This is a genomic window from Thalassotalea fusca (assembly GCF_053485835.1).
In genome coordinates this window covers 1-24,039 of record NZ_JBQRUN010000012.1, presented here as the reverse complement: position 1 = coordinate 24,039, position 24,039 = coordinate 1, and the positions used below count along the sequence as shown (strand labels likewise).

At 41.0% G+C, this 24,039-nt stretch carries 15 protein-coding genes and 3 tRNA genes; 8 read left to right on the top strand and 10 right to left on the bottom strand.

Annotated elements, in window-relative coordinates; genetic code table 11:
* Positions 1–66: 66 nt before the first annotated feature.
* From ACSLUK_RS14225 to ACSLUK_RS14215, 3 genes are read right to left on the bottom strand one after another with little or no spacing between them, the layout of a single operon-like run.
* Complete coding sequence (locus ACSLUK_RS14225) at positions 67–3,162, bottom strand: efflux RND transporter permease subunit (RefSeq protein WP_448549332.1); 3,096 nt, start codon at positions 3,160–3,162, stop codon at positions 67–69.
* Complete coding sequence (locus ACSLUK_RS14220; protein WP_448549331.1) at positions 3,162–4,475, bottom strand: efflux RND transporter periplasmic adaptor subunit; 1,314 nt, start codon at positions 4,473–4,475, stop codon at positions 3,162–3,164. The genes ACSLUK_RS14225 and ACSLUK_RS14220 overlap by 1 nt, the downstream gene beginning before the upstream one ends.
* Positions 4,476–4,482: 7 nt before the next feature.
* Positions 4,483–5,979 carry an efflux transporter outer membrane subunit gene (locus tag ACSLUK_RS14215; protein ID WP_448549330.1) on the bottom strand — a complete coding sequence of 499 codons (1,497 nt, stop codon included), beginning with the start codon at positions 5,977–5,979 and terminating at the stop codon, positions 4,483–4,485.
* Positions 5,980–6,320: 341 nt separating this feature from the next.
* Here ACSLUK_RS14215 and sbcB point away from each other — a divergent pair, with 341 nt between their 5' ends.
* Positions 6,321–7,769 carry an exodeoxyribonuclease I gene (sbcB, locus tag ACSLUK_RS14210; protein ID WP_448549329.1) on the top strand — a complete coding sequence of 483 codons (1,449 nt, stop codon included), beginning with the start codon at positions 6,321–6,323 and terminating at the stop codon, positions 7,767–7,769.
* Between the two features lie 109 nt (positions 7,770–7,878).
* Positions 7,879–9,582 (top strand): methyl-accepting chemotaxis protein, encoded by a 1,704-nt coding sequence (locus ACSLUK_RS14205; protein ID WP_448549328.1) that lies wholly within the window; start codon positions 7,879–7,881, stop codon positions 9,580–9,582.
* 77 nt (positions 9,583–9,659) lie between these two features.
* Here ACSLUK_RS14205 and ACSLUK_RS14200 read toward each other — a convergent pair whose 3' ends face one another.
* Together ACSLUK_RS14200 and ACSLUK_RS14195 are read right to left on the bottom strand one after the other, a co-directional pair.
* Positions 9,660–10,526 (bottom strand): NAD(P)-dependent oxidoreductase, encoded by an 867-nt coding sequence (locus ACSLUK_RS14200; RefSeq protein WP_448549327.1) that lies wholly within the window; start codon positions 10,524–10,526, stop codon positions 9,660–9,662.
* Positions 10,527–10,706: 180 nt separating this feature from the next.
* Complete coding sequence (locus ACSLUK_RS14195; RefSeq protein WP_448549326.1) at positions 10,707–11,294, bottom strand: hypothetical protein; 588 nt, start codon at positions 11,292–11,294, stop codon at positions 10,707–10,709.
* Between the two features lie 294 nt (positions 11,295–11,588).
* Between ACSLUK_RS14195 and ACSLUK_RS14190 the strand changes: the two genes are divergently transcribed.
* The 3 genes from ACSLUK_RS14190 to ACSLUK_RS14180 all read left to right on the top strand — a co-directional run bounded on the left by ACSLUK_RS14190 (position 11,589) and on the right by ACSLUK_RS14180 (position 14,839).
* Positions 11,589–13,073, top strand: coding sequence for a sensor histidine kinase (locus tag ACSLUK_RS14190; protein ID WP_448549325.1), 1,485 nt, complete (start codon positions 11,589–11,591; stop codon positions 13,071–13,073).
* Between the two features lie 2 nt (positions 13,074–13,075).
* Positions 13,076–14,431, top strand: coding sequence for a sigma-54-dependent transcriptional regulator (locus ACSLUK_RS14185; RefSeq protein WP_448549324.1), 1,356 nt, complete (start codon positions 13,076–13,078; stop codon positions 14,429–14,431).
* Positions 14,432–14,626: 195 nt separating this feature from the next.
* Positions 14,627–14,839, top strand: coding sequence for a hypothetical protein (locus tag ACSLUK_RS14180; RefSeq protein WP_448549323.1), 213 nt, complete (start codon positions 14,627–14,629; stop codon positions 14,837–14,839).
* A 159-nt stretch (positions 14,840–14,998) separates the two neighbouring features.
* Here ACSLUK_RS14180 and uvrB read toward each other — a convergent pair whose 3' ends face one another.
* The 5 genes from uvrB to ACSLUK_RS14155 form a co-directional block, all read right to left on the bottom strand.
* Positions 14,999–16,996 (bottom strand): excinuclease ABC subunit UvrB, encoded by a 1,998-nt coding sequence (gene uvrB, locus ACSLUK_RS14175; RefSeq protein WP_448549322.1) that lies wholly within the window; start codon positions 16,994–16,996, stop codon positions 14,999–15,001.
* A gap of 2 nt (positions 16,997–16,998) precedes the next feature.
* Complete coding sequence (locus tag ACSLUK_RS14170; protein ID WP_448549321.1) at positions 16,999–18,369, bottom strand: MATE family efflux transporter; 1,371 nt, start codon at positions 18,367–18,369, stop codon at positions 16,999–17,001.
* 497 nt (positions 18,370–18,866) lie between these two features.
* Positions 18,867–20,180 carry a response regulator gene (locus ACSLUK_RS14165; protein WP_448549320.1) on the bottom strand — a complete coding sequence of 438 codons (1,314 nt, stop codon included), beginning with the start codon at positions 20,178–20,180 and terminating at the stop codon, positions 18,867–18,869.
* Positions 20,170–20,517, bottom strand: coding sequence for an Hpt domain-containing protein (locus tag ACSLUK_RS14160; RefSeq protein WP_448549319.1), 348 nt, complete (start codon positions 20,515–20,517; stop codon positions 20,170–20,172). Before ACSLUK_RS14160 ends, ACSLUK_RS14165 begins: the two co-directional genes overlap by 11 nt.
* Positions 20,510–23,293 (bottom strand): hybrid sensor histidine kinase/response regulator, encoded by a 2,784-nt coding sequence (locus ACSLUK_RS14155; protein WP_448549318.1) that lies wholly within the window; start codon positions 23,291–23,293, stop codon positions 20,510–20,512. The genes ACSLUK_RS14160 and ACSLUK_RS14155 overlap by 8 nt, the downstream gene beginning before the upstream one ends.
* 326 nt (positions 23,294–23,619) lie before the next feature.
* Here ACSLUK_RS14155 and ACSLUK_RS14150 point away from each other — a divergent pair.
* The 3 genes from ACSLUK_RS14150 to ACSLUK_RS14140 all read left to right on the top strand — a co-directional run bounded on the left by ACSLUK_RS14150 (position 23,620) and on the right by ACSLUK_RS14140 (position 23,939).
* Positions 23,620–23,696 (top strand) — tRNA-Asn (locus ACSLUK_RS14150).
* A 45-nt stretch (positions 23,697–23,741) separates the two neighbouring features.
* Positions 23,742–23,818, top strand: a tRNA-Asn gene (locus ACSLUK_RS14145).
* A gap of 44 nt (positions 23,819–23,862) precedes the next feature.
* Positions 23,863–23,939, top strand: a tRNA-Asn gene (locus ACSLUK_RS14140).
* Positions 23,940–24,039: the final 100 nt, after the last annotated feature.

The following is a 24,039-nucleotide window of genomic DNA, read 5'->3' as shown; positions in this document are numbered from 1 at the left end:
AATAGGTATTGCCCTAAGTGTAGCGATAAACAGTTAAAGACAATACCTTTTTTTAATCATTAGTAGCTATGCATCTGCCGCAAGCCACACTTTAGTCTTTCTACCCCAACGTTTAACATCTTCAACCAGCAGATAATTAACTGGCACCAAAATCAAGGTAATAAACGTGGCGAAAATAATGCCAAAACCCAAAGACACCGCCATAGGAATTAAGAACTGTGCTTGCGTAGCTTTTTCAAAGAGTAATGGCATTAGCCCGATAAACGTTGTTAATGATGTGAGCATTACTGGCCTGAACCTTGCCCTACCCGCAATGAGTACAGCATCATGTACGAGTTCTCCCGAAATTCGCTTCTTGTTGATGTAGTCCACTAATACCAAAGAGTCATTAACGACTACGCCAATTAACGCCATTAATCCCAGCATACTCATGATCGTGAGATCCATCCCCATGATCCAGTGCCCAATTACAGCTCCTATAGCGCCAAAAGGAATGACTGACATCACAATTATTGGTTGCAGGTACGATTTAAATGGAATCGCCAGCAAACAATAAATGATGAAAAATACAAAAATCAGCCCCCAATACAGACTACCGAAAGATTCAGCCTGCTCTCTTGCTTCGCCTTCAAGTGTATAGCTTAACCCAGGGTATTTAGAAGCAAGTTCGTCTAAAAACTGCGCTAAATCACTATTGAGAACCGTCATGTTTGTGGCTTCTTTATCAACATCTGCGGTGACGTTAACGGTTCTAAACCGATCAATTCGATTGATTTCCGACGGGCTGCGGCCAGGGATCAATTTAGCGACATGATCTAACGGCACTTTACCTCCTGACGGGGTATTGATAAGCATATTACTCAAACTAGCAATTGATTGACGTTCCTCAAGTGGAAATTTAACCATTACGCGTACGTCATCACGCCCGCGTTGAATACGTTGAATTTCAGCACCAAAAAATGCATTTCTGACTTGTCGGGTAATGTAAGAACTCGACATGCCCAATGCATATCCTTGAGCTGTAAGCTCTATCTGCAATTCTTCTTTGCCGTTTGATAACGAATCAGAAATTTCAAAGGCTGTCGGATAGGTTGCCAATCGTTGCTTTACTTGCTCAGACGCCTCTTTTAATGTGGACAATTCTGACGCAGTTAACTGTACGTCAATCGGATCACCGCCTCGTCCGATTTCAGCACGAAACGTTAAGCTTTCTGCGCCCGGCAATGTGCCAATTAAGCTTCGCCATTCCTGAACGAGCTCTCTAGTGCCAATGCCTGTATCGTTTTGATCTGCAGGTAATATTTCAAAACGCACACGACCCTGTTCGTTTTGCGTTATCGCTAATATATTTAAAATAACGCTATTGCCATCTTCATCGCGATATTTGTCTTTAAGCACTTTGGCAGCATTCGACATTTTTTCGACATAAGCATCAACAACATCGTAGCTTGTACCGACTGGCATGGTCAGATTAGCTCTGGCGGTTTCGCTAGGAATCCTTGGAAAGAATACAAACTTGGTCCAGCCGCTAACAATAAACGCCAATATCAATGCAAACGTACCAACGAACAGTGCAAGAGTGGTCATTCTGTTTTTTGTCGCACGTTTTAATATCGGTTGGTAGTATTTCAAAATGGCATTTTCAAAGCCATCAGCAAAATTTTGCTGCCACTGAGAAAATTTAGATTGGCTCTTCTTTTCGCCACGCAATTTTAGGTTCTTCAAATGAGACGGTAGTACAAACTTAGACTCAATCAAAGAGAAAATAAGCACAGGTATGACAATGACAGGGATTTGCGCGAAAATAGCGCCACGTTGCCCTTCTATAAACGCTAACGGCAAAAATGCCGCAATTGTGGTCAGTATGCCAAACGTAACGGGTACCGCCACTTCTTCAGTCCCTTTGACGGCCGCTTCTATGCCTGAGCTGGCTGTCTGGGTATGCCGATAGATGTTTTCCCCCGTAACAATGGCGTCGTCTACCACGATACCTAAAACCAATATGAAACCAAACAAGCTCATGATATTGATAGAAATATCAAAGATCGGCATCATGATAAATGCGCCCATAAAGCTAATAGGAATACCAATAAACACCCAAAAGGCAATGGAAGGTCTTAAGAATAACGTCAGCAGCAACAACACTAAAAAGCCACCTTGTAATGCATTGCTAATCAATGTATTTAAACGGCTTTTAACAATCTCAGAATCATCATCCCAGTAACTTAACGAAAACCCATCAGGTAAACTAGCTTGTCTTTCTTTGATGTAGTCTTTCACAGCATCTGCAACGTCAATAGCACTTTGATCGCCAATACGGTAGACCTCAATGAGTGCCGCCTGCTCTCCATTAAAGCGCGCGCGTAATGGTTTCTCTTCAAAGCTGTCATCAACATTTGCAACATCACTGACACGAATAAGTGAGCCATCAATATTGGTTTTTACGATGATTTTCTCAAATTCATCACGGCGATACGCTTGGCCTTTACTTCGTACAAGCACATCCCCCCCTTCGGTTCTCACATTACCTGCAGAAAGATCCAATGAACTTTCTTTAACAGCGTCTGCAATGTCAGAGAGGGTTAACTGATATTGTTGTAATCTGTCCTGACTCACCTCAATATTTATTTCATAATTGCGTACCGCATCCAAAGAGACTTGTGTGATTTGTGATAAGTTTAGTAAGTCATCTCGCACTTTTTCAGCAAATTGGCGGATCTCTTTTTCGCCATGTTTTGACGATACGGTAACGGCGATCACTTCTCGTTTACGTTGTAATACTGAAATTACGGGTTTTTCAGCATCTGCCGGGAAAGTATTTATCGCGTCAACGCGACTTTTTACATCATTAAGTAACTCTCTTACATCATAACCAGAGTCAGCTTCAATTCTTACGGCAGCAGAACCTTCAACCGAAGTACTTGAAATCTTTTTGATCCCCTCGAGATCTTGAACAGCTTCCTCTATACGGATCGCAACGCCCTGTTCAACATCTTCAGGTGTCGACCCCCTCAAGCTAACTTGTACATTAACAACATCGGATTCAAACGACGGAAATACTTCAAGCGGTATGTTGCTTTTTATCGAAAAAATGCCAGCCAGCAGAATCGTGATCATTAATAAATTGGCGGCAACATGATTTCGGGCAAACCAAGCGATCATTAGCGTTCTCCCTGCTTACGTGCCGCTCGTTGAGCGCGTATTTTTTCTTGCTCTTCTTTTGGTAGTTGGGCAAATTCTTCTTTTGTTAACCTTTTACCGCGTTCTGGTTTTTTTATTGGATGAACATCCGCAGGCACACTTTGTGAAGGTTGTTCATTTGAATGATTAACCGCAACGGGTGTACCTGATGTTACTTGACCTAAAGGTGTCAGTACGAGGTTTTCACCAGGCAACAAGCCTGAAGAAACAATCGCAAATTTTTCATTTTGCCAGGCAATGCTAATTTCCTTTCTCAGTAGCTTGTTATTGTCTACCACGTAAACGTAACTACCTTGATAGATGGTTTTGTTGGGTATTTTGATGCTGTTTTCTACCACTTTTCCTTTGATATTAGCCGTAACGTACTGGCCTATTTTTAAAGGAAAATTGTTTTCAGCTTTCTTGCCATAGGGATCATCAATTTGTGCAACAACATAAAGTTGTTGTGAACTCTCATCAAAAGCCCCTTCCGTTCTGACAATGCGGCCATGCCATTCCTGTCGGCCAGTTAAATCTGAAACCAAGGTTACCGCTGGTTGCTCATTAACACTCTCCTGCTCAAATCGATTGCTTTCTGGCAACAACATATAGGGCAAGTCTTTGTTTTTAATCGGTAGTCTCACTTCGATATAGTCAACCGCATAAATTTCAGCTAACTGCGTGCCAGAAGAAACGACTTGTCCAACATCAACCTTTTTAGACAGTACACGACCGCGATATGGCGCAATGATTTTTGAACGTTCAAGCGCCAGCTCAGCCTTTGTCAATGAGGCTTCTGCTGAACTAACTGAGGCCTTAGCGGCTAATAACTGTGGCTTACGAAGCACAAGCTCTGGCGCTTCACCGCCATTTCCTAATCTAATCCAATCTTGCTTTGCTTGTTCGACTCTTGCTTCTTCTTCACTCAAAGCTTGTCTTGCACTGTACAAACTAGAGCGCGCAATTTTTACTTCTGCTTTAAGATCTCTATCATCCAGTTCAAGTAAAATATCACCTTTCTCAAAGAAACCTCCATCTCTGAAGGTGTGACTAATACGAATGATTTCACCTGATACTTGGGGAAGCAACACGCTTTGCGTGCGGGGTTTTACTGTTCCATAGCTGTTTATTGTTAACGCAACATTCTCGCTTGCCAACGATATAACATCAACATTCAGTTGCGGTGCTTGACTAGGACGCCCTCTTTGCGCTTTTGGTGGATTTGACACCACGATATAAGCCAATAAGGCAAAAGATACAATGACAATGAGTGGGATAAATTTCTTCGCTTTCATTTACTTATTATTCTCTGTTGGCTAATTCATTGGTGGTTGGCTGCGTGATTGCGCGACTTATTTGTTCATTTGATAGGTGATCTGAACTTTGAGTATCCGATGTATTGACTTCGCTAAGAGCGGGCCCACCGAGTGCAATATATAAATCAATCCGATTTTGAAGTAACTCATTCGATAACTGTATGACACTCGTTTGTGCATCAAAGGCGCGACGCTGTGATTCTAACACTGTGGTATAACTAACCAGCCCTTTCATGTACTGCTCAAAAGCCAATTTTTCAGCCGCTAGTGCGTTCGCTTCAGCTTGTGACATGTAATCAAATCTATTGCGCAGCGACTGTTGATTGCTTATGCCATTTTCAACTTGCGCAAATGCTTGGTATACAGCGTCTAAGTACTGTTGTTCTCTTTGGACAACAGCTAAACGGGCTTGTTCTTCAAGTGATGCCAATCGTCCCGCATTAAAGAGTGGTGTTGTGATATTGCCAATTAACGACCAGGCTAACGCATTACCCGACAAAAGATCACTTAGCTCATTGCCACTATCACCTGTTGATGCGCTGATAGTAAATGATGGAAAACGTTGCTTATGCGCTACTGCTAGGCCATTATCGAGCGCAAGCAATTCAAACCAAGATGACTTAATGTCATGTCGATTGGTCAGAATATCAGCAGGGATCCCGGTATTTATTTCATCATCGATTTTCGGAAGCTCAACATCTGCGAAAATCTCAGCATTAGGATAATCACCTATTAACAGTTCGAGTTGACGGGCGTGTTCACTAACAATTTGTTGCTGACTTTCAACTCGCGCTAATTCGCTTTTAACTTCGTTTTGCGTTAAGTAAACGTCAAGCGCTTCACTGAGGCCCAATCGATAAGACGACTGAATAATATCGAGGTTTTTTTCTAAATTGCTAGCTCGTTCGCGATACAACGCTAATAGCTGCTGCGCCTGAACGAGATTAAACCATGCACGAGTGACTTCTGCGATAAGATCCAGTTCTTGTTGCTCGTAGAGCGCCTTTGCCGCGGCATAATTTAATTGGGACTGACTTTGTTCGGCAGACAATTTACCCCACAGATCAAGTTCATAGCTCAACTGTAGATTAACCTCAGCACTATTCGCATAATTAGTGCTGTTGCCACTAACAACTTTGCGTCGACTATTGTTAATTGCTAACGATAACTCGGGAAAGTCCGAAGCCCCGCTAACGGTAACTCGCTCTTTTGCCAGTAACACATTTACCCGCTGAGCTTTCAACTGATAGTTTTTCGCTAACGCCTGTTGCACGATTTTGTTGAGGGTAGCGTTATCGAAAGCGGACAACCAGCTGGTTATTTGTGGTGAATGCTGCTGCGTTAACTGTTCGTTTTGCCAAGCTGACGGCGCTTTAAATGAACGAGACTGTTCGGTAATGGCAGTTGGGCTAGCACAACTCGCGAGTACTAAAAGCACTGCACTACTAACACCTGCTCTTTTGAATAACGTATTGATAATCATCTCTTACTTATAATTTCATCTTATTGATTCTAGTTAGAACCTACTTCAAGTGTATATTATTTTAGGAATATTCAGACAAACAATGTAATTTACACAGCTTTACATAGATGTAAGCAGATGATTCGACGAACTACGTTTTTATCGGATAAATGACAGGAACAGCAATAACATTCTGAAACGATGCGACACAACAATGATTAAAGATAATAAAGGCACTGAGAATTAGGACTGATAATTAAGACTGATAATTTTTGGTTAAACACGATTTCGGGCGTACAGTAGCTATGATATTATGCTGGGATGATTAAGCATCTCGCATTAAAACAAATACAGCGGTTAAAATGACAAATCAAAACAATAACATAGCTCAGCCCACCATTCTCTGGCACGATTATGAGACTTGGGGCATTTCACCCAAATATGATAAGCCTTCGCAATTTGCTGCTATTCGTACTGACTTAGATCTTAATATTATTGGTGAGCCCGAGGTATTTTATTGTCAGCCACCGCAAGATTACTTGCCGCATCCAGAGGCGTGTCTAGTTACAGGCATTACACCTCAAAAAGCACAAAAAGAAGGACTAACGGAAGCTGAGTTTGCCGACCGTATTCATCGCTTGTTTTCTACGCCAAACACTTGTGTTGCCGGATACAATAATATTCGTTTTGATGATGAAGTGACCCGCTATTTATTATTTAGAAACTTTTATGACCCCTACGCCCGCGAATGGCAAAATGGCAATAGCCGTTGGGATATTATTGATATGGTGCGTGCATGCTACGCGCTAAGGCCAGAAGGTATCAATTGGCCCAAAAACGACAATGGTAAAGTGAGTTTTCGCTTAGAGCTGTTAACACAAGCTAATGGTATTAGCCATGAAGCAGCGCATGATGCAATGAGCGATGTGTATGCAACCATTGCAATGGCCAAGTTGATAAAAGAGAAGCAGCCAAAACTATACGATTTCATTTTCAAATTGCGCAACAAAAAAGAGGTCGCCAATTTGCTTGATGTTTATCAAATGACGCCTATCGTGCATACCTCAAGTAAAATATCGTCTGAGCATGGCTGCACTAGCTGGTTTTCGCCCGTGTCCTATCATCCGGTAAACAAGAATGCCGTCATTACCGTTGATTTGGCACAAGACATTAGTCCATTAATTGAATTGTCAGCCGCAGAAATCAAACAACGTTTGTATACGCGACACGATGAATTGGCAAGCGACGAATTACCTATTCCAATTAAATTGATTCATACCAACAAATGCCCTGTTGTTTCGCCTGCCAAAACATTACTCCCTGAAAACGCCGAGCGATTAAACATCCCACGTGAAAAGTGTTTGGCCAATCTAGCTCTGCTCAAACAAAATCTAGAAATCAGAGAAAAATTAACTGAAGTATTTGCATCTGACGACAAAGAATTTGAACAAGAAGATGCTGAACATAGTTTATATGGGGGCGGGTTTTTATCGCACGCAGACAAAGCACAGTTTGAAATATTGCACCAATGCTCGCCAGAACAATTAGCGACACATCAATTTAACTTCGAGGATAGTCGGTTCGATACACTGCTATTTAAGTATCGTGCAAGAAATTACCCCTTCACTTTATCAGCTGATGAGCAAGTTAAATGGCAACACCATTGCCAAAACATTATTCAGCATGGCGGTAAAGGCCGATTAAATGCTGAAGAATACATGCTAAAACTTGAAAATCTCGCACATGAGCACGAATCGGATTCACGTAAGATGTCTATCATCAAAGCGTTGTATCACTACGTCCACACATAAAGTTAACGTCAGAAATCTTTTAAGCACTATACCACTGAATTTTGCGGTAAATTACCGAGAGTCGACTACACTAATATGATATAGTTATTCGCTCTGTATGGTGCTCGCGATGCAAAGTAATTTCTGGCGTAAATTGAGTACGCGCTTGTTTTCACCACTTGTTGCAATTCTAGTGCTTGTTCTGATTATTATTGTGACCTACATACCCAACGTGATTCGAACACATGCGATTGAATCAGCAGTAACCTCCGCAGAAAGTACGGTAAAACAGTACAAAGCAATACGAGGTTACTACACCAAAAATATCATCAAGAAAGTATTAGCGGGACAAGAGATAAGGCCCCACTACAATCACAAAGATCAACAAAACAAAATTCCATTGCCAGCCACTTTTATTCACGACATAAGCAAAGTATTTTCAGACAATAATATTATTTCACTTAAGCTCTACAGCCCTTACCCGTTTCCAAATCGAAAATCACGAAAACTCGATAATTTTGGCCAGGAAGCATGGAACACCCTCACCAGCAACCCCAAACAAACATTTTCAAGAATGGAAACTATCAATAATCGTGAAACTGTACGTGTCGCGCTCGCCGATACGATGGTCGCAGAGGCTTGCGTAAAATGCCACAATTCACACCCTGATACGCCAAAAACCGGCTGGTCTCTCAATGATGTACGCGGCATTTTAGAGGTACAAGTTCCAATTGATGAGCAGCTACGCAATGCTGCTGCATTGAATACGACAATTGGTGGCATAGTTATCATTGCGCTAATTGCGACAGTCAGCCTCTTGTTCTTTATGTTCCGGAAAATAGTATCTAGCCGATTACGTGAAGTCCATCACGCACTCGTTGAAATCGCAGAAGGCGAAGGTGATTTAAGTAAACGTTTGAACGACGAGCCAAAAGACGAGATTGGCGTAATCGCCGAAGCATTTAACACCTTTATGGAACAATTATCACGCACATTGACTCGAATTAATGACCAAATTCAGCAGCTAACTGGTGCAACCGCCAATATGGAGAACATTACCAAAGAAACGCAATCTGGCGCTGCGCAGCAACACATGCTGACAGAACAAATAGCAACTTCCATGAGCGAAATGACCAGCTCCACTGACGAAGTAACGACAATTGCTTCTAACACCGCAGACAGATCACAAACCACATTAGAAGAAACACGTTCAGGAACAAAAACAGTGCAAGAAAATCTTGCTTCTGTTGAGCAGTTGTCTCAAATGATGGCAAAAGCATCTGAAGTCGTACAGACCTTAGAGTCTGATAGTCAAAACATTGGTGGCGTACTCGATGTAATTAGAGGCATAGCAGAACAAACCAATTTACTGGCATTAAACGCCGCTATTGAAGCTGCACGTGCGGGAGAGCAAGGACGTGGTTTTGCCGTAGTTGCAGATGAAGTTCGAACACTGGCCAGCAGAACGCAAGAATCAACGGAAGAAATCAACAAAATGATAGAGCAACTTCAATCGGGCGCTAAAAATGCAGTTGAATCTATGGCACAAGGCAGTGAAAGCATTAGTGTCAGTCAGGAAAAAGCTAATCTGACGAATGAAGTAATTATGTCAGTTGGCAGTGCAGTTGCAGAGATTCAAACGCAAAATATGCAACTATCTGAAGCAGCCAACGCACAATCATCCATTGGCATGGAAATAAACACGAATATTGAAAACATCAAAAACGTGTCTACCACAACGAGCCAAAGTTCAGATGAATTGCTTCAACTAGCGGAAGAAATTAACTCTGCGGTTAACACCATTAACAGGCAACTGAGTAAATTTATCAAATAAATCTGTGCTCTAGCCCTATTGAAATAATAGCGATAATGCTTAACGCATTATCGCTATTTTAGGTTCAAAAAAATCGACTACTTTTTGAAGCGAGAAATTAGACTCGATGTGTCCCAACGATTACCGCCAGCTGATTGAACTTCTTCGTAAAAACCATCCACCATTTTGGTCATTGGCAAAGGTATCCCGTTCTTCTGTGCTTCTGCAAAAGCAATCGACAGGTCTTTGCGCATCCAATCCACGGCAAAACCAAAATCGTATTCTCCAGCAAACATGGTTTGGTAACGGTTTTCCATTTGCCACGAGCCTGCTGCACCTTTTGAAATAGTCTCCACTAATTTGTCAGGATCTAAACCAACTTTTTCCGCAAAATTAAATCCTTCCGCTAACCCTTGAACTACGCCAGCAATACAAATTTGATTAACCATTTTAGCCAACTGACCACTGCCTGCTGGGCCCATAAGCTGACTAAAACGCGCAAATGCAGCCATTACCGGTTGAGCTTGCTCGAACGTGTCTGGTTCACCACCGACCATCACGGTCAATACACCATTCTCTGCACCCGCCTGGCCGCCAGATACTGGCGCATCTAAAAACAATTTGCCTTGCTGTTTAGCTGCTTCGTCTATTTCTCGCGCAAGTTCTGCAGACGCAGTTGTGTGATCAACTAAAATCCCACCTAGTTTGAGTCCTGATAGCGCGCCTTCATCACCATAAACAACTGTGCGCACATCATCATCATTACCAACACACACAAACACAATATCGGCGTTATTTGCCGCTTCAAATGGTGTAATTCCCACTTGACCACCAAATTCTTTCTGCCAAGCTTTTGCTTTTTCTGTAGTGCGGTTATAAACGGAGACTTCATAGCCTGCTTTCACTAAGTGGCCTGCCATAGGGTAACCCATAACACCTAGGCCAATAAATGCGACTTTTTTCAAAACATTGTCCTCTGGAAAATTATGCCCGCTAGTTTACAGAATCGATGAATTACACACCAGTTTTAAGAACGATTAATGTAGCAAGAAAGTACCAAAGAAATATGATGTGCGAATTGTTGCAACGAATAAAAATGAGGCTGTAAGAATCAGCCTCATGATATTGAAAATAGGATCTATGGATTATCTTTTTTTATCAAGCGCTGCTTGAATTTTATCCATGTCTTCTTGAGAAAGTTTAGAATCATCAATTAGGTTAATAATTACATCGGCAAATGAGTGGCTGGTATCCTTTAGATCAATCACTTTTTGATCACCATTTACAACAATATGTTTTACGACCTTGTGCAAATCATCACTATCAAATTCCTGTTTGTCTACTTTGACAACAACCATAGATTTAGCGCCTGCACTATCGTCAGCGCTCCAGTTGAAAATATGTTCATCATCTGTCGCGATTTTAATCATGTTCGCGTCAAGCGAAAAACCACTAAGGTGCTTAAGCAAATTTTCGCGAACCTCAACAGGAAAATCCGCGAGCGCTTGTTCAAGCTGATCTTTGTCAGCAAACACATTATTCGGCAGATTAAACTCCTTCACTTCGCCATTAGTATCTATCAATACTTTAACGTCAGCTCCTTTTTCAGCCACGACTTCTATCCGTTGTTCAACGTGTTTATCTTCAGTTGTCATCGCAATTGCAGACAAGCTCGCTGTTGCGCCTGCTACCGATAACAATAATGCAATAGCGTTCACTTTTAGTCGTTTCATTTTATTTTTCCTTTATTGAAAACTTGTGGGTTCAGCACAACAACAGCGAGATTCATACCACAAGAACAAAAACTATACATTTCAACCACTTGAAGAAACACGTGAGTTATCTTGTGTTAGCAGACTTTCCTCAAATGCGCACAGAGTTATCCTTATATCAGGATATTTTACCGACCTTGAACTAAATGTTCGTTACTCCATCTGTAACGTGTTGAAATTATTTATTTTATAAGACTGGCTTTCATGGCATCAAATTTGATAGCTTTAGACTTTCGACAAATTTGAGAGCGCTATATGTCATTACGGCAATACCTATTCGCCTTAGTTGGAGGCCTCATAATCGTATTAACGATCGTGCAGGTAGTACTGATTTTTTGGTTGCAACACAATATAGATCAAGATGTCCAAAACAAAGTGCGGACGATTAATGAACAGGCTTTTGAACTTGCATTAGACGAGGTCGGGATAAAAACCGTAATAGATGCCCACCACGGCGTTGCGCTAACAGAAAAGATCAAGCAAGACGATAACACCCCGGAAATAGAGGAAACTAAAGAGGTCGAACAATCTTCAGTCGACAAGCCAAAAGTCAGAGAGACTATTAAAATAGTCACGTTTAATTCAGATGTGCCATCTAAGCCAATCATTGAACTAAAGTCTTCAGGTGAAGATAGTGCACGCGTGATCGAAGCCAAACATTTAAAGAAAGTGTTCGACGCTCAAATCGAACTGTTGCTCAAGGAGAAAGTGCCTAATAGCGCAGAATCTTCCAAGCTTGTAATTCAGCAAGATAACGCTGAAAGTAAAGTATGGGTCTCTTCAACTGTTAACGACGGTAAAATTAAACAACTATTGTGGCGAGTACAGTTAATTCTAATCTTAGGAGGAGCGATTGCGTTAACGTTTGCTTATTGGCTCAGTGTAACATTCAATCAGCCATTAAAGGCCTTAGTTAACGGCTTTGAGCAGCTCTCCAAAGGCAATTATGACCATCGAGTAGAAGAGTTGGGAGTAAGCGAACTAAAGACAACCATTAAACGATTCAACCTGATGGGTGAGCAATTAGCCCAACTAAGCCAAGCAGAAAAGCAACACAAAGAGATTGCTCATTTGGCTGAATTAGGAGAAGTCAGTCGAGGTTTAGCGCATGCACTGAGAAGTCCGATTCACACAATTGGGCTATCTTTAGAGCAGTTGCTAGATCAGTCGCTTAGCAGTGAGCAGAGAAATCTAGAGCTAACGCGAATCCAGCAGAAGATCAGTCACATTGATAAGAGTATTAAATCATTACTGACACTGACTACCTATGGCATCAATCGGGATGAAACTTGCCCGCTACTAGCAATTGTGCAAGACATTGTTCTCGAATATAAAAGTAGCCAGGCAAAAGTAATTCAATTTGAGATAGACGTTGATAAGAATCTGACCCTCAAAGGGGCTGAATCAGAAATTCGCAGCATTTTTCATACGCTCATATTCAATGCATGCGAGGCCTCGTCAGAAAACCAAATAGTTAAAATCGCCTTATTACGCAGCCCGAACCAGCTTCAGTTTACTGTAACCGACTCAGGTTCTGGTCTCGCAGCTAACATTGCAAGCCAGTTATTTAAGCCACATGTATCCAGCAAGCCAGACGGCGCTGGAATGGGGCTATACATTGCCCGAAGAATTATCCAGTTACACTATCATGGAGACCTTGCGCTCGAGAACATCATGCTCGATGATCAGGTAACAGGCTGCAAGGCTTATGGATTTTTTGCGCTACAGGAAACCAATTAACGATGAATACATCATATAAAATACTCGTTGTAGAAGATGACCCTGAGCAACGTCAGCTCATTGTTGATATTCTCAGTGCCGCAAAATACCTCGTCGAGTCAGCTGACTGTGTTGAACAAGCGATACTATTTTTGAAATCACAATCCTTCGATGTAGTTTTTTCTGATTGGAAACTTGGTGAGTTATCCGGTATTGAGCTACTCAATTATGTTCGTTTAAACCAGCCTGAAATGGGTTTTGTCATCGCGACAGCGTATGGCACGATAAATCATGCAGTTGAAGCCATGCAGAAAGGCGCTGATGATTACATTCCCAAACCCTTTAAACGCCAAGAACTATTGCTCACGATAGAAAAGGCAATTAGTGCTCAACGTCTAAGAAATGAAAATCGCTTGCTGTCTTCACAATTAGGTGAACAAAAGCAACTCATGCAATTAGTCGGAAATGCCCCTGCTATGCAAGCCGTTTATCAGCGCATCAACAAAATTTCTGCGACCAATGCCACTGTGCTCATATTAGGAGAAAGCGGCACAGGTAAAGAGCTAGCTGCGAGAGCACTTCACCAATCATCCCATCGCGCAAAAGAAAAGTTTATTGCCATCAACTGTGGTGCGATTGCAGAATCTATTGCTGAAGCAGAATTATTTGGTGCTGAGAAAGGTGCATTTACTGGCGCCAACACCTTAAAAATAGGACGTTTTGAAGCAGCAAATAACGGTACAATATTCCTAGATGAAATAGGCGAGCTATCTCCTGCCTTGCAAGCACATTTGTTACGGTTTTTACAGGAAGGAACGATTACCAGACTCGGTAGCAACACAGAGCTAAAACTCGATGTTAGAGTGATCGCTGCCACCCACAGAAATCTTGAACAAGAGGTTAAAGAAGGAAGGTTCAGAGAAGATCTCTTCTACCGCTTAAATGTCGTGCCGATTAACCTGCCCTCGTTACGGGAGCGCTCTCAGGATATTGCGTTATTAGCTGACCACTTTGTAGCTCTCCATGCAAAGAATCACCAATGTTCTTCCCCTAAGATAACGACTTCGCAATACCGCAAGCTTTTGGATTATCACTGGCCCGGCAATGTCAGAGAGTTGTCTAATCGTATTGAACGTTTTGTCTTGTTAGACGACGATTCAGAACTTGTTCCCGCACTTAAGCATAATCAAACCTCCGACGATACGGCGCTACCCACAGTGGAGTTTCCAAACGATGGTTATCATTGGGAGCATTTTGAACGCTATTGCCTGCAACAAGCCTTAATGCACAATCATCACAATAAAACAAAAGCAGCTAAATACTTGAAAATGTCATATAAAGCGTTTTTATACCGCCTTGATAAGTACGAATTGAGCTAGTTACCGCTGTTTTATGCTATATCAGTAAGAATGATTAACATTTGTACTAAGAACCAAATTGTATAAAAAATACACACCTTTGTTCTAGACTTAGTATTATTAGGGTGTAACAACGCATTCACCTACACCACACCAGTTCTACGCCCAAATGGGTAGGACTGGCTTTTGTTCACGTTTAAAATGTGAGGACGTATTATGAGTGCCATGTGGAAAGATCACGCAAATAAATTGTGTGAAATGATGAACGGAAAAAATGAAACTCAAGCCCATTTGTACCTCGAGCAGCTTTTGCTATTTCCCGTCGATATTCAGGACAAAATAATCGAAGATATCAGTCAGCTAAACATGTGTAATCGAGATGAAGTCGCCGCTATCATCAGTCGTTATTCAATGTTTGAATTAGAATAGTACGACAGAACTGAGCCGTAATTATCTCAGCATAAAAGTAGCAAGGACATAGACACCAACAATAACAAACACTATGTACACCGCATAACCGTTACGCGTTCAATTTCTGCACGTGTACGTGTTGCTTTGATCTAAATTTTACGGCATTAGCTGAAATACTTAGGTTTTAAGTTGTACTAGTCTTAGTTTGGCGATTTCGTCACGAATAGCAGCCGCTTGCTCAAATTCAAGGTTTTGCGCATGATCAAGCATTTGTTTTTCTAGCAATTTCACTTGCTCGTCAATTTCACTTGTGCTCATGATATGATAAGTCGGCTTGCTTTCGGCTGCTTGATCGAAACTAACCTTTTCGCCAACATGCCCGACATCCATCACATCTGTAATTTTACGTTTCACCCCACGCGGTGTGATCCCATGAAGTTCGTTATATGCCTGTTGCTTCTCACGACGACGATTAGTCTCGTCAATCGCTTTGCGCATTGACCCTGTAATGCGATCAGCATACAGGATCGCTCTACCATTAACGTTTCGTGCTGCTCGGCCAATTGTTTGAATGAGTGAACGCTCAGAACGAAGGAAACCTTCCTTGTCGGCATCTAATATGGCAACCAATGACACTTCCGGCATATCTAAACCTTCACGCAAAAGGTTTATCCCTACCAATACATCAAAATGCCCTAATCTGAAATCTCGTATGATTTCAACACGCTCAACAGTATCTATATCCGAGTGCAAATAGCGTGTTTTGATATTGTGTTCATCAAGATAATCAGTTAAATCTTCCGCCATTCGTTTTGTTAACGTTGTCGCCAACACGCGTTCACCTATTTCCACGCGGATACGAATTTCAGACAATAAGTCGTCTACCTGCGTGTCCACTGGGCGAACTTCTATTTCAGGATCTAGCAGGCCTGTCGGTCTAACAACTTGCTCGGCCACTTCACCAGCCGACTTGTCCATTTCATATTGACTGGGTGTAGCCGAAACGTAAATAGTTTGAGGAGCAAGCGCTTCAAACTCTTCAAATTTCATTGGTCGATTGTCGAGTGCTGATGGCAGTCTGAATCCATATTCAACTAGATTTTCTTTGCGCGATCTGTCCCCTTTGTACATCGCACCAATTTGCGGCACTGTTACATGGGATTCATCAATTATTAATAAGCCATCGTCTGGCAAATAATCAAATAACGTGGGCGGTGCTTCGCCCGCCTCACGACCAGATAAATAACGAGAATAGTTTTCTATGCCCGAGCAATAACCAAGCTCGGTCATCATTTCAATATCAAATTGCGTTCGCTGAACAATACGTTGTTCTTCAACGAGTTTGTTATTCTCTTTAAGTTGAGTCGCGCGCTCTTTTAGCTCGATCTTTATTTGATCTACCGCCGCAAGAATTTTTTCTCTCGGCGTTGCATAGTGGGTTTTGGGGTACACAGTAACACGCGCTAATTGTCGCTCAACAGCGCCAGTGAGCGGATCGAATTCGCTAATCCTTTCGATTTCTTCATCAAACAGCTCTACACGTAATGCAATGCGATCAGATTCTGCGGGAAAGATATCTATCACATCTCCCCTTACGCGATAAGTTGCCCGCTGAAATGCCATATCATTTCGTGTGTATTGCAATTCAGCAAGACGACGCAGAATATCACGCTGATTGATAATATCCCCTTGACGCAAATGCAGCATCATTTTCAAGTAGGAATCGGGATCACCAAGGCCGTAAATTGCCGATACCGAGGCGACGATAATTACGTCACGTCGTTCAAGTAATGCTTTGGTAGCAGACAACCGCATTTGCTCAATATGGTCATTGATAGAAGCATCTTTTTCGATAAAAGTGTCAGTTGTTGGCACATAAGCTTCAGGTTGATAGTAATCGTAATAGGAAACGAAATACTCAACAGCATTATTTGGAAAGAACTCCTTCATTTCGCCATACAATTGTGCAGCAAGCGTTTTATTAGGCGCGAGCATCATCGTTGGTCTATTGAGCTTAGCGATAACATTGGCTACGGTAAATGTTTTACCCGAACCAGTAACCCCTAACAATGTTTGGTGTGCTAAACCAACATCAATACCCTCAAGCAGTTGCTTAATTGCCGCCGGTTGGTCGCCACTTGGTGTGTAGTCTGATTGTAAATCCATATCCTTCATGATTACACTGCCTTCTCACTCAAAGAACTTTGTTCAAATTGACGCGTAAATATTCGATAAGAAATGAATGCCATAACGAAATTACCTAAAAGCGCACCTATGAAAAACCCTTCTAAGTCATATAGAAAGCTTCCTAAATAGGCCATGGGTACGTAACAAACAAACAACCGAACAACACTTAACGCTAACGCAATCATTGGCTTGTGTAAGGCGTTAAAAGAAGAATTAGTTAATATGATGATTCCTTGTAGGCCATACCCTAGAGGAAGTATCCAAATAAACAATTTAATGATATCTGCAACAGCTTCTTCCTTGGCAAACGCATCGGCAATCCATGGGGCTAACAAGGCCAACACCGCATAAATGAATACCTGCCAGATCATGACAAACTTAGCGGACGTTTTGTAGCTGTCTTCTACGCGTTGCATATTACCCGCACCGAAGTTTTGGCTAATAAATGGCGGTAATGTCATCGACATTGCTAGAACCACTAAACAAGCGATTGATTCAATTCGTGAGCCAACGCCAAAAGCAGCTACAGCTGCTTCACCATAAACTGCTACTATTGCCGTCATTACGGCAGCAGCAATGGGTGTTAACATATTGGCACCAGCAGCGGGTAAACCGATTTTTAAGATTTCGCGACTAGACTGAACAAAGTTTTCAATAGCAGAAATTGATGTGTGAATAAGCTTTCTTTGAACCCCTAGAATATAAAGCACAAAGAATAGACCACATAACCACGAAATCGTTGTCGCGATAGCAGCACCTTTAATGCCAAGCGCAGGGACAGGGCCAAAACCAAAAATTAAAATAGGATCTAATACCGCATTAATTAGTCCAGCACTTCCCATAATTATGCTGGGTGTCTTAGTATCACCAGAAGCACGTAGAATTGCGTTGCCTATCATCGGACCAATTAAACATACGGCACACAAAAACCAAACATCCATATAATCATGAATTAATGGTAATAAATCCTCGGTCGCGCCTAATAACAAAAACGTTTCATCGATCAATAAAAAGCCAATGAAAGATAATAGCGCCACTACAACGCCTGTTAAAATTAGCGCTATAGTGCCTGAATTTTTAGCCTCTTCCTGCTCACCTTTTCCCAGTGACTTAGCGATGACTGCCGATGTGCCAATGCCCAGGCCTATAGTCAAACTAATTACAGTAAAGGTGATAGGAAATGTAAAACTAATTGCTGCAAGTGGTTGCGTTCCCAACAGTCCCACAAAAAACGTGTCAACAAGGTTGAATGTCATTAATAACACCATGCCGTAGATCATGGGTATTGTCATTCGTTTAAGCGTTTGCCCAACGGGATCGACAAGCATGTTAACTTGATTCTTTGTGGTGGAATTTGTCATAAATGTACAATTTTAAGATTAGAAAATATCTGCCAGCAGCATTGTAAAGAATACTAAGAAGAGTCGCTATCGATAAATTTAATTTCATCTACAATTCTTAGCATTTAGTGAAGGTTTTCTAAGATTGAAATGGCTTGTCAGTTATCGCACTTTATTTATTTCGTGTGAATAACCCACAAATAACGACAAAAATCCCGCACAAGGTCAAAAATCAAGCTAAAATCGTTATTTATCAAACAATCAACCAGTAAGATATTGTATTTAAAGTACTAATAGAACTAAACCTATACATACAACTTTTACCTACTTGCACCGTAAAACCGAGTTATTACGATTTTTTACACTTTCGCACACATAGTTATCCACACAATTAGTGGATAACTCTTCATTCATAATTGGTTACATTAATTCTAACTGACTGAATCTGCTCGCTATCACTTAAAGTGCGCATTTAGCCAGTAAGAAATTCCATGATCGGCGACAGTAAACACGAGTGTTTAGTTTACCGCTCTGGCTACAGAACTTAGTATCTGTTCTTTCGTTGAAGGCTTCATAATGTAGCCTTTTAGCCCGTATGCTGCCCATTTTTTTACGATTTCTTTATTCTTATTACCCGTTAATGCGATTACTGGAACGTCTTTACCGCCTGAAAACTGTCTGATTTTTTTAGTGGTATTCAAACCATCTAATTTTGGCATGAACAGATCCATGATGATTAAATCAAAATCATCATCTTTGATTTTCTGTAATGCGTTGATGCCGTCCATCGCTTGGTCAACGGCAAACTTTTCTTTTGTTAACACATTAACCAGCATTTCTCGGTACAAAGCGTTATCTTCTACTACCAATATCTTTCTTGCATTCTCAATAGTTTCTTCTTTTTCTTTAGGGATTGGGGGTGGATTTAGAATTCCCTTTTTATCTCCGATGTCAGCTAATTCTTCATCATCCTGAGCCAACGTATCTTGTTCTCCCAATAGTTGCTGTTGCTCTTTACTCTTAGCAGCTAATGCGGTTGCTTGTGTAGCCTGCCTAACAGGCTGCGCAGCAGCGGTTTTTAAATCAGAAACCTGATTTTGATTATTCGATTTTTGATTAACCATCTGACTGATCATTTGATCAAGACTACTTTTTATGTCATTTTCCAAGACTGACAGCAGAGGCTTCAAGTGATTTTCAGTTAATGCAGTCATTAACTCTTTAGGGGAAATTGGGTCAACTTGTTCAACTTGGCTTTCATTCTCTATCTTAGCAACGGCATCCATCATATGCTGTTCGCTTTCATTTATGCGTTGAATAAGACTATTTTTGCAATTGCTAGCATCTTCAATTAATTGCGCCAATTCCTCATCAACTTCTGACGTATATTCTTCTTGCTTACTCAGATAGTGGGCTTTAGCCGCGCTGCAAACTAAGCCGTAATGTACTATCAGGCGTAAACGATATCGTTCATATATTGGTTGATAAACAAAATAGTTATCAAACAGTCCTTTTAAACAACAGTGAAATGACAACGCTGACTGTTTATTGTTACACATTAAAATACTGTAATGAGGATAATCCAATTTGCCTTGTTCAACGAGTTCGCCATAATAGGCTACGCTATCCTCAGCAGTTTCTAATGCCACAAGAATAACAGCGGGCTTAGTGCGAATCAGAAACTTAGTATTTTCTTCGGTTACTTTTAGCGTTCGATATTCATCAAATTGTTCCGCAATCAGTGCTGTAGCACCATCAATATTTTCTGCTTGCTGATACATCATGATAACTTTAGGTACTGAATTACCTAAGCTGACAGATTTAGCTTTCATTGATAATTACTCCATAAACTTGCTTAATCGCATGGCTAATTTGATTAATTAGCTCCTTTGACTTTGCCTTATCCTTTTGCTCACTAATTTGTTCAAGTTGCTGTAACAGTGTGGCTGTCGTTTGCGCACCAACCGCTTTAGCTGAAGTTTTTAAGAAATGAGCTTCTTCTTTTATCTGATTAAAATCGTTGGCGTTGAAGAGCTCCGTGAGTTTTTTTAGCGACTCTTTTGCCTGTTTTAGAAACTCCAACTCAAACTTACGGGCAAGCTCAGTATCATCACCGATTAATGCCGTAATAACACTTCTATCGAGTACTTGTTGTCTTGATTCAGTCATTTGGATACCATTTTTTCAAAGCTTGTTTTAGGTCTTTTAGCTGTACGGGTTTACTTAAAAAGTCAGACATCCCCGTATCTAAACAATAAGCTTCGTCCCCTTTCATCGCGGCTCCCGTGATCGCAATAATCGGGATTGGCGGTAGCTTATTTTGCTGTTCTTGTTCTCGAATGGTGCGAGTCATTTCATAGCCATCCATAGATGGCATATGGCAGTCAGTGAAAATGACTTTGTAGGCTTTGTCTTGCCAACTTTTGAGTCCTTGTATTCCATCACTGGCAATATCACACTCAAAACCCAAGTTATTCATTTGTTTAATAATCAGCTTTTGATTAAAAGGATTGTCTTCAACAACAAGCACACCAGTTTTTAATGCTATTTCCTCTGGCGTTTCTTCTGGTTCAATTAGCAGCTCAGACAAATCTAGTTCTTCAAGATCTAACGACGTATTGTTTTGCCAAACATGTTTTATTGCTTCCACTACTTGAACACGGGTTAGAGGTTGTAAAGGTATAAGTCTGGCACCCGAAATACAGTTGCGGCTATAATCAATGAGATCCTTATCAACAACAAAATAAACATTATTGCTCTTTGGCAGTTTGCTATATAAATTAGCTACAATCGGTTCGCATGCCTTAATATCTCCAACAAGCACAAACAATACATCGTATTGTGCAAAATGCTTATCCAATTGTTTGTAGTCAAAGTGATTTACCACAGCACCTTCTAATGTGAGATGTTCGGCCATTCGTTGAGGTAAGTCTTCAGTACTATCTAACAAATCAACAAGCGCTACACGAACACCAGTTAGCGATTCAACATCCAATGCTATTGTTTCTTGCGAGCGCCAAAATGGCACTTCAACACGAAAATCAGAACCGACGCCTTGTGTACTTTTAAGACCTATACGCCCACCCATCATTTCGGTGAGTTTGGCACAAATTGCCAATCCTAAACCTGTTCCACCATATTTGCGTGTAGTTGAACGCTCTGCTTGCGTAAATGGCATGAACAGCTTTTTTTGTACCTCTTTGGTCATCCCAATCCCGTTATCGGATATGGTAAATGCCACTTCGCAAATATAATCGTTACTTTCGAGTACTTCAGCTCTCAAGGTAACTTCACCACCATTGCCCTCATTTCCTGTAAACTTAATTGCATTACCCAATAAGTTAAACAGGATTTGTCGTACGCGAATGGGATCACCTTTAACAAATGCAGGTAGTGAAGTGCCTTCGTAAACCACGAGCTTGATGTCTTTCTTCGCAGCTACAGGTAGATAAACTTTTATCACATTATCAATAACATCAAAGATGGAAAATGCGGTATCTTCTAAATCTAGCTTTCCTGACTCAATTTTATTAATATCGAGTATGTCGTTTAGAATATGAACAAGGTTATTAGCAGAAACCTTCGCTGTATCAATTAAATCAAATGACTCTTCTGTTTGCTTCGTAGTGGCTAGGAGATCCAATGAACCAATAATTGCATTCATTGGCGTGCGTAACTCATGACTCATCATAGACAAGAAATCTGACTTAATTTGGCTCGCGTGTTCAGCCTGTTCTTTGGCACGTTCAGCTTGCTCTTTAGCCAACTCAAATTCTTTTGTTCTTTGTAAAACACGCTCTTCTAAATCGGCATTCAACTGTTTAAATTCAATTTGTACCTCTTGAATAAACGTTTGGTCGATGCATATGCCGTCCATACGACATATTTTGCCACTGTGGTCACGCCCAACCATGCCTTCGGCAAGAATATACTTTACTTCACCGTTTGGGAGGATAGCTCGATAATTGTCATGATAAAGGTCACCTGTTTTCAGTGAGTATTGAACCGAATTAACTACTTTTTCTCGATCATCAGGATGCAATCGTGAAATCCACTTATTTAGATTGCCAATATCAGAAATATCCAAACCAAACATGTCATTCGCTAGATAACTCCATTCCCAACGCCATTCATCATTGGCTAATAGCTCAGCACGCCATGTTCCAATTTTTCCGGCTTCCATCGCTAGATTTTTGCTTTCAATCGCATTGTTTAGAGCGTTTAATGTGTCTCTTTCCTGACTACAGTCAATTAACGATCCCATGACGATTGTACCTTCGTCGTTTTTCTTACGGCTCTCTCCTTTAATTTGAAACCAACGAATTTCCCCCTTAACTTCCACTCTGAATTCAAAGTTGAGCACGACGTTGTAGTTTAAATGATTAGAAAAAAACGATTTGAACAAAGCACGATCTTCTTCGAGAACCATTTCGGAAAATTCTTCCCAATTGATATCGATTGTAGAACTCAACCCAATTAGTGCTTTGAACTGTTTTGAAAAGTAAGCTTCCCCAGTCGTCCAGTCATATTCCCAGATACCGATATGAGCGCCTTCGATTGCGCGATTTAGATGGATGAGGTTTTGATTGGTAATTTCGTATTTGTGCTGCCAATTAAAGGCTTTATATATCAATAATGCGTTTTCATCTGCGCTTGTTTTGTCAGATGCAAGAACGGCACGTACATTTGTACCATTAACGTTTTCTACGGTAAGGATTGCATCTGCCTGACGTACTACCTGAATACATTCTGATATTGTCATGCCGGAGAATTGTTTTTGATAGAGTGTTAATACATCATCAAGCGGCGTATCAATTAATACGTCTTCATCAATATTAAATTCTCGCGTTATTGCTGAAGAAACGCGGGTAATAATCCCCTCTTCGTTGAACAGCAAATATGGGAATAGATCAACGTCGACCACATTTGATGCCTGTTGTTCCATGTCTTAGTTCCTTTAAACGTCGAATAGGCGAATAGCTCACTAGCTTTAAATATAGCAGAGTATTAAATTTTCACTGTCATGAGAGAATTAAGTAAGCAGAACGCAAACTATCAAGAAACTTCTTTAATGAAAGGTGCACTGTTTTTTGAAGAAATTTGCATAAAAGTTAAACGAAAAGTTCTTGTTTCGCGCCTCCTTGCACGTAAATTAATCAAACGAACGAATTAATGACTTTTTTATTAATTTTGTGTTGACAGCCTCGCATGTGCGCTATAATATTCCGCCCCGTTAGCGAGGAGCTAACGTGTTTTTACAACACAATTTATTCCCCTGTAGCTCAGTTGGTTAGAGCGGTGGACTGTTAATCCATGTGTCGTCTGTTCAAATCAGACCAGGGGAGCCAAATTCAAGATAATGGCTATTAGCGGTTATCTATAAAAAAAATTATTCCCCTGTAGCTCAGTTGGTTAGAGCGGTGGACTGTTAATCCATGTGTCGTCTGTTCAAATCAGACCAGGGGAGCCACTTTCAAGATAATGGCTTTTCGCGGTTATCATATAAAAAATTATTCCCCTGTAGCTCAGTTGGTTAGAGCGGTGGACTGTTAATCCATGTGTCGTCTGTTCAAATCAGACCAGGGGAGCCACATTTTAAGGCTGAGACTTGTTCTCGGCCTTTTTTCATTTCATAGCCCGTGAAAAATGCGGTGGACTGTACTCTTATTAAAACCCTGCATGTGTCATCTG

Bases quoted from the DNA above. Each gene is read 5' to 3' on its own strand.
- ACSLUK_RS14225 (WP_448549332.1), bottom strand. From the start codon at position 3,162: ATGATCGCTTGGTTTGCCCGAAATCATGTTGCCGCCAATTTATTAATG.
- ACSLUK_RS14220 (WP_448549331.1), bottom strand. From the start codon at position 4,475: ATGAAAGCGAAGAAATTTATCCCACTCATTGTCATTGTATCTTTTGCC.
- ACSLUK_RS14215 (WP_448549330.1), bottom strand. From the start codon at position 5,979: ATGATTATCAATACGTTATTCAAAAGAGCAGGTGTTAGTAGTGCAGTG.
- sbcB (WP_448549329.1), top strand. From the start codon at position 6,321: ATGACAAATCAAAACAATAACATAGCTCAGCCCACCATTCTCTGGCAC.
- ACSLUK_RS14205 (WP_448549328.1), top strand. From the start codon at position 7,879: ATGCAAAGTAATTTCTGGCGTAAATTGAGTACGCGCTTGTTTTCACCA.
- ACSLUK_RS14195 (WP_448549326.1), bottom strand. From the start codon at position 11,294: ATGAAACGACTAAAAGTGAACGCTATTGCATTATTGTTATCGGTAGCA.
- ACSLUK_RS14190 (WP_448549325.1), top strand. From the start codon at position 11,589: ATGTCATTACGGCAATACCTATTCGCCTTAGTTGGAGGCCTCATAATC.
- ACSLUK_RS14185 (WP_448549324.1), top strand. From the start codon at position 13,076: ATGAATACATCATATAAAATACTCGTTGTAGAAGATGACCCTGAGCAA.
- ACSLUK_RS14180 (WP_448549323.1), top strand. From the start codon at position 14,627: ATGAGTGCCATGTGGAAAGATCACGCAAATAAATTGTGTGAAATGATG.
- uvrB (WP_448549322.1), bottom strand. From the start codon at position 16,996: ATGAAGGATATGGATTTACAATCAGACTACACACCAAGTGGCGACCAA.
- ACSLUK_RS14170 (WP_448549321.1), bottom strand. From the start codon at position 18,369: ATGACAAATTCCACCACAAAGAATCAAGTTAACATGCTTGTCGATCCC.
- ACSLUK_RS14165 (WP_448549320.1), bottom strand. From the start codon at position 20,180: ATGAAAGCTAAATCTGTCAGCTTAGGTAATTCAGTACCTAAAGTTATC.
- ACSLUK_RS14160 (WP_448549319.1), bottom strand. From the start codon at position 20,517: ATGACTGAATCAAGACAACAAGTACTCGATAGAAGTGTTATTACGGCA.
- ACSLUK_RS14155 (WP_448549318.1), bottom strand. From the start codon at position 23,293: ATGGAACAACAGGCATCAAATGTGGTCGACGTTGATCTATTCCCATAT.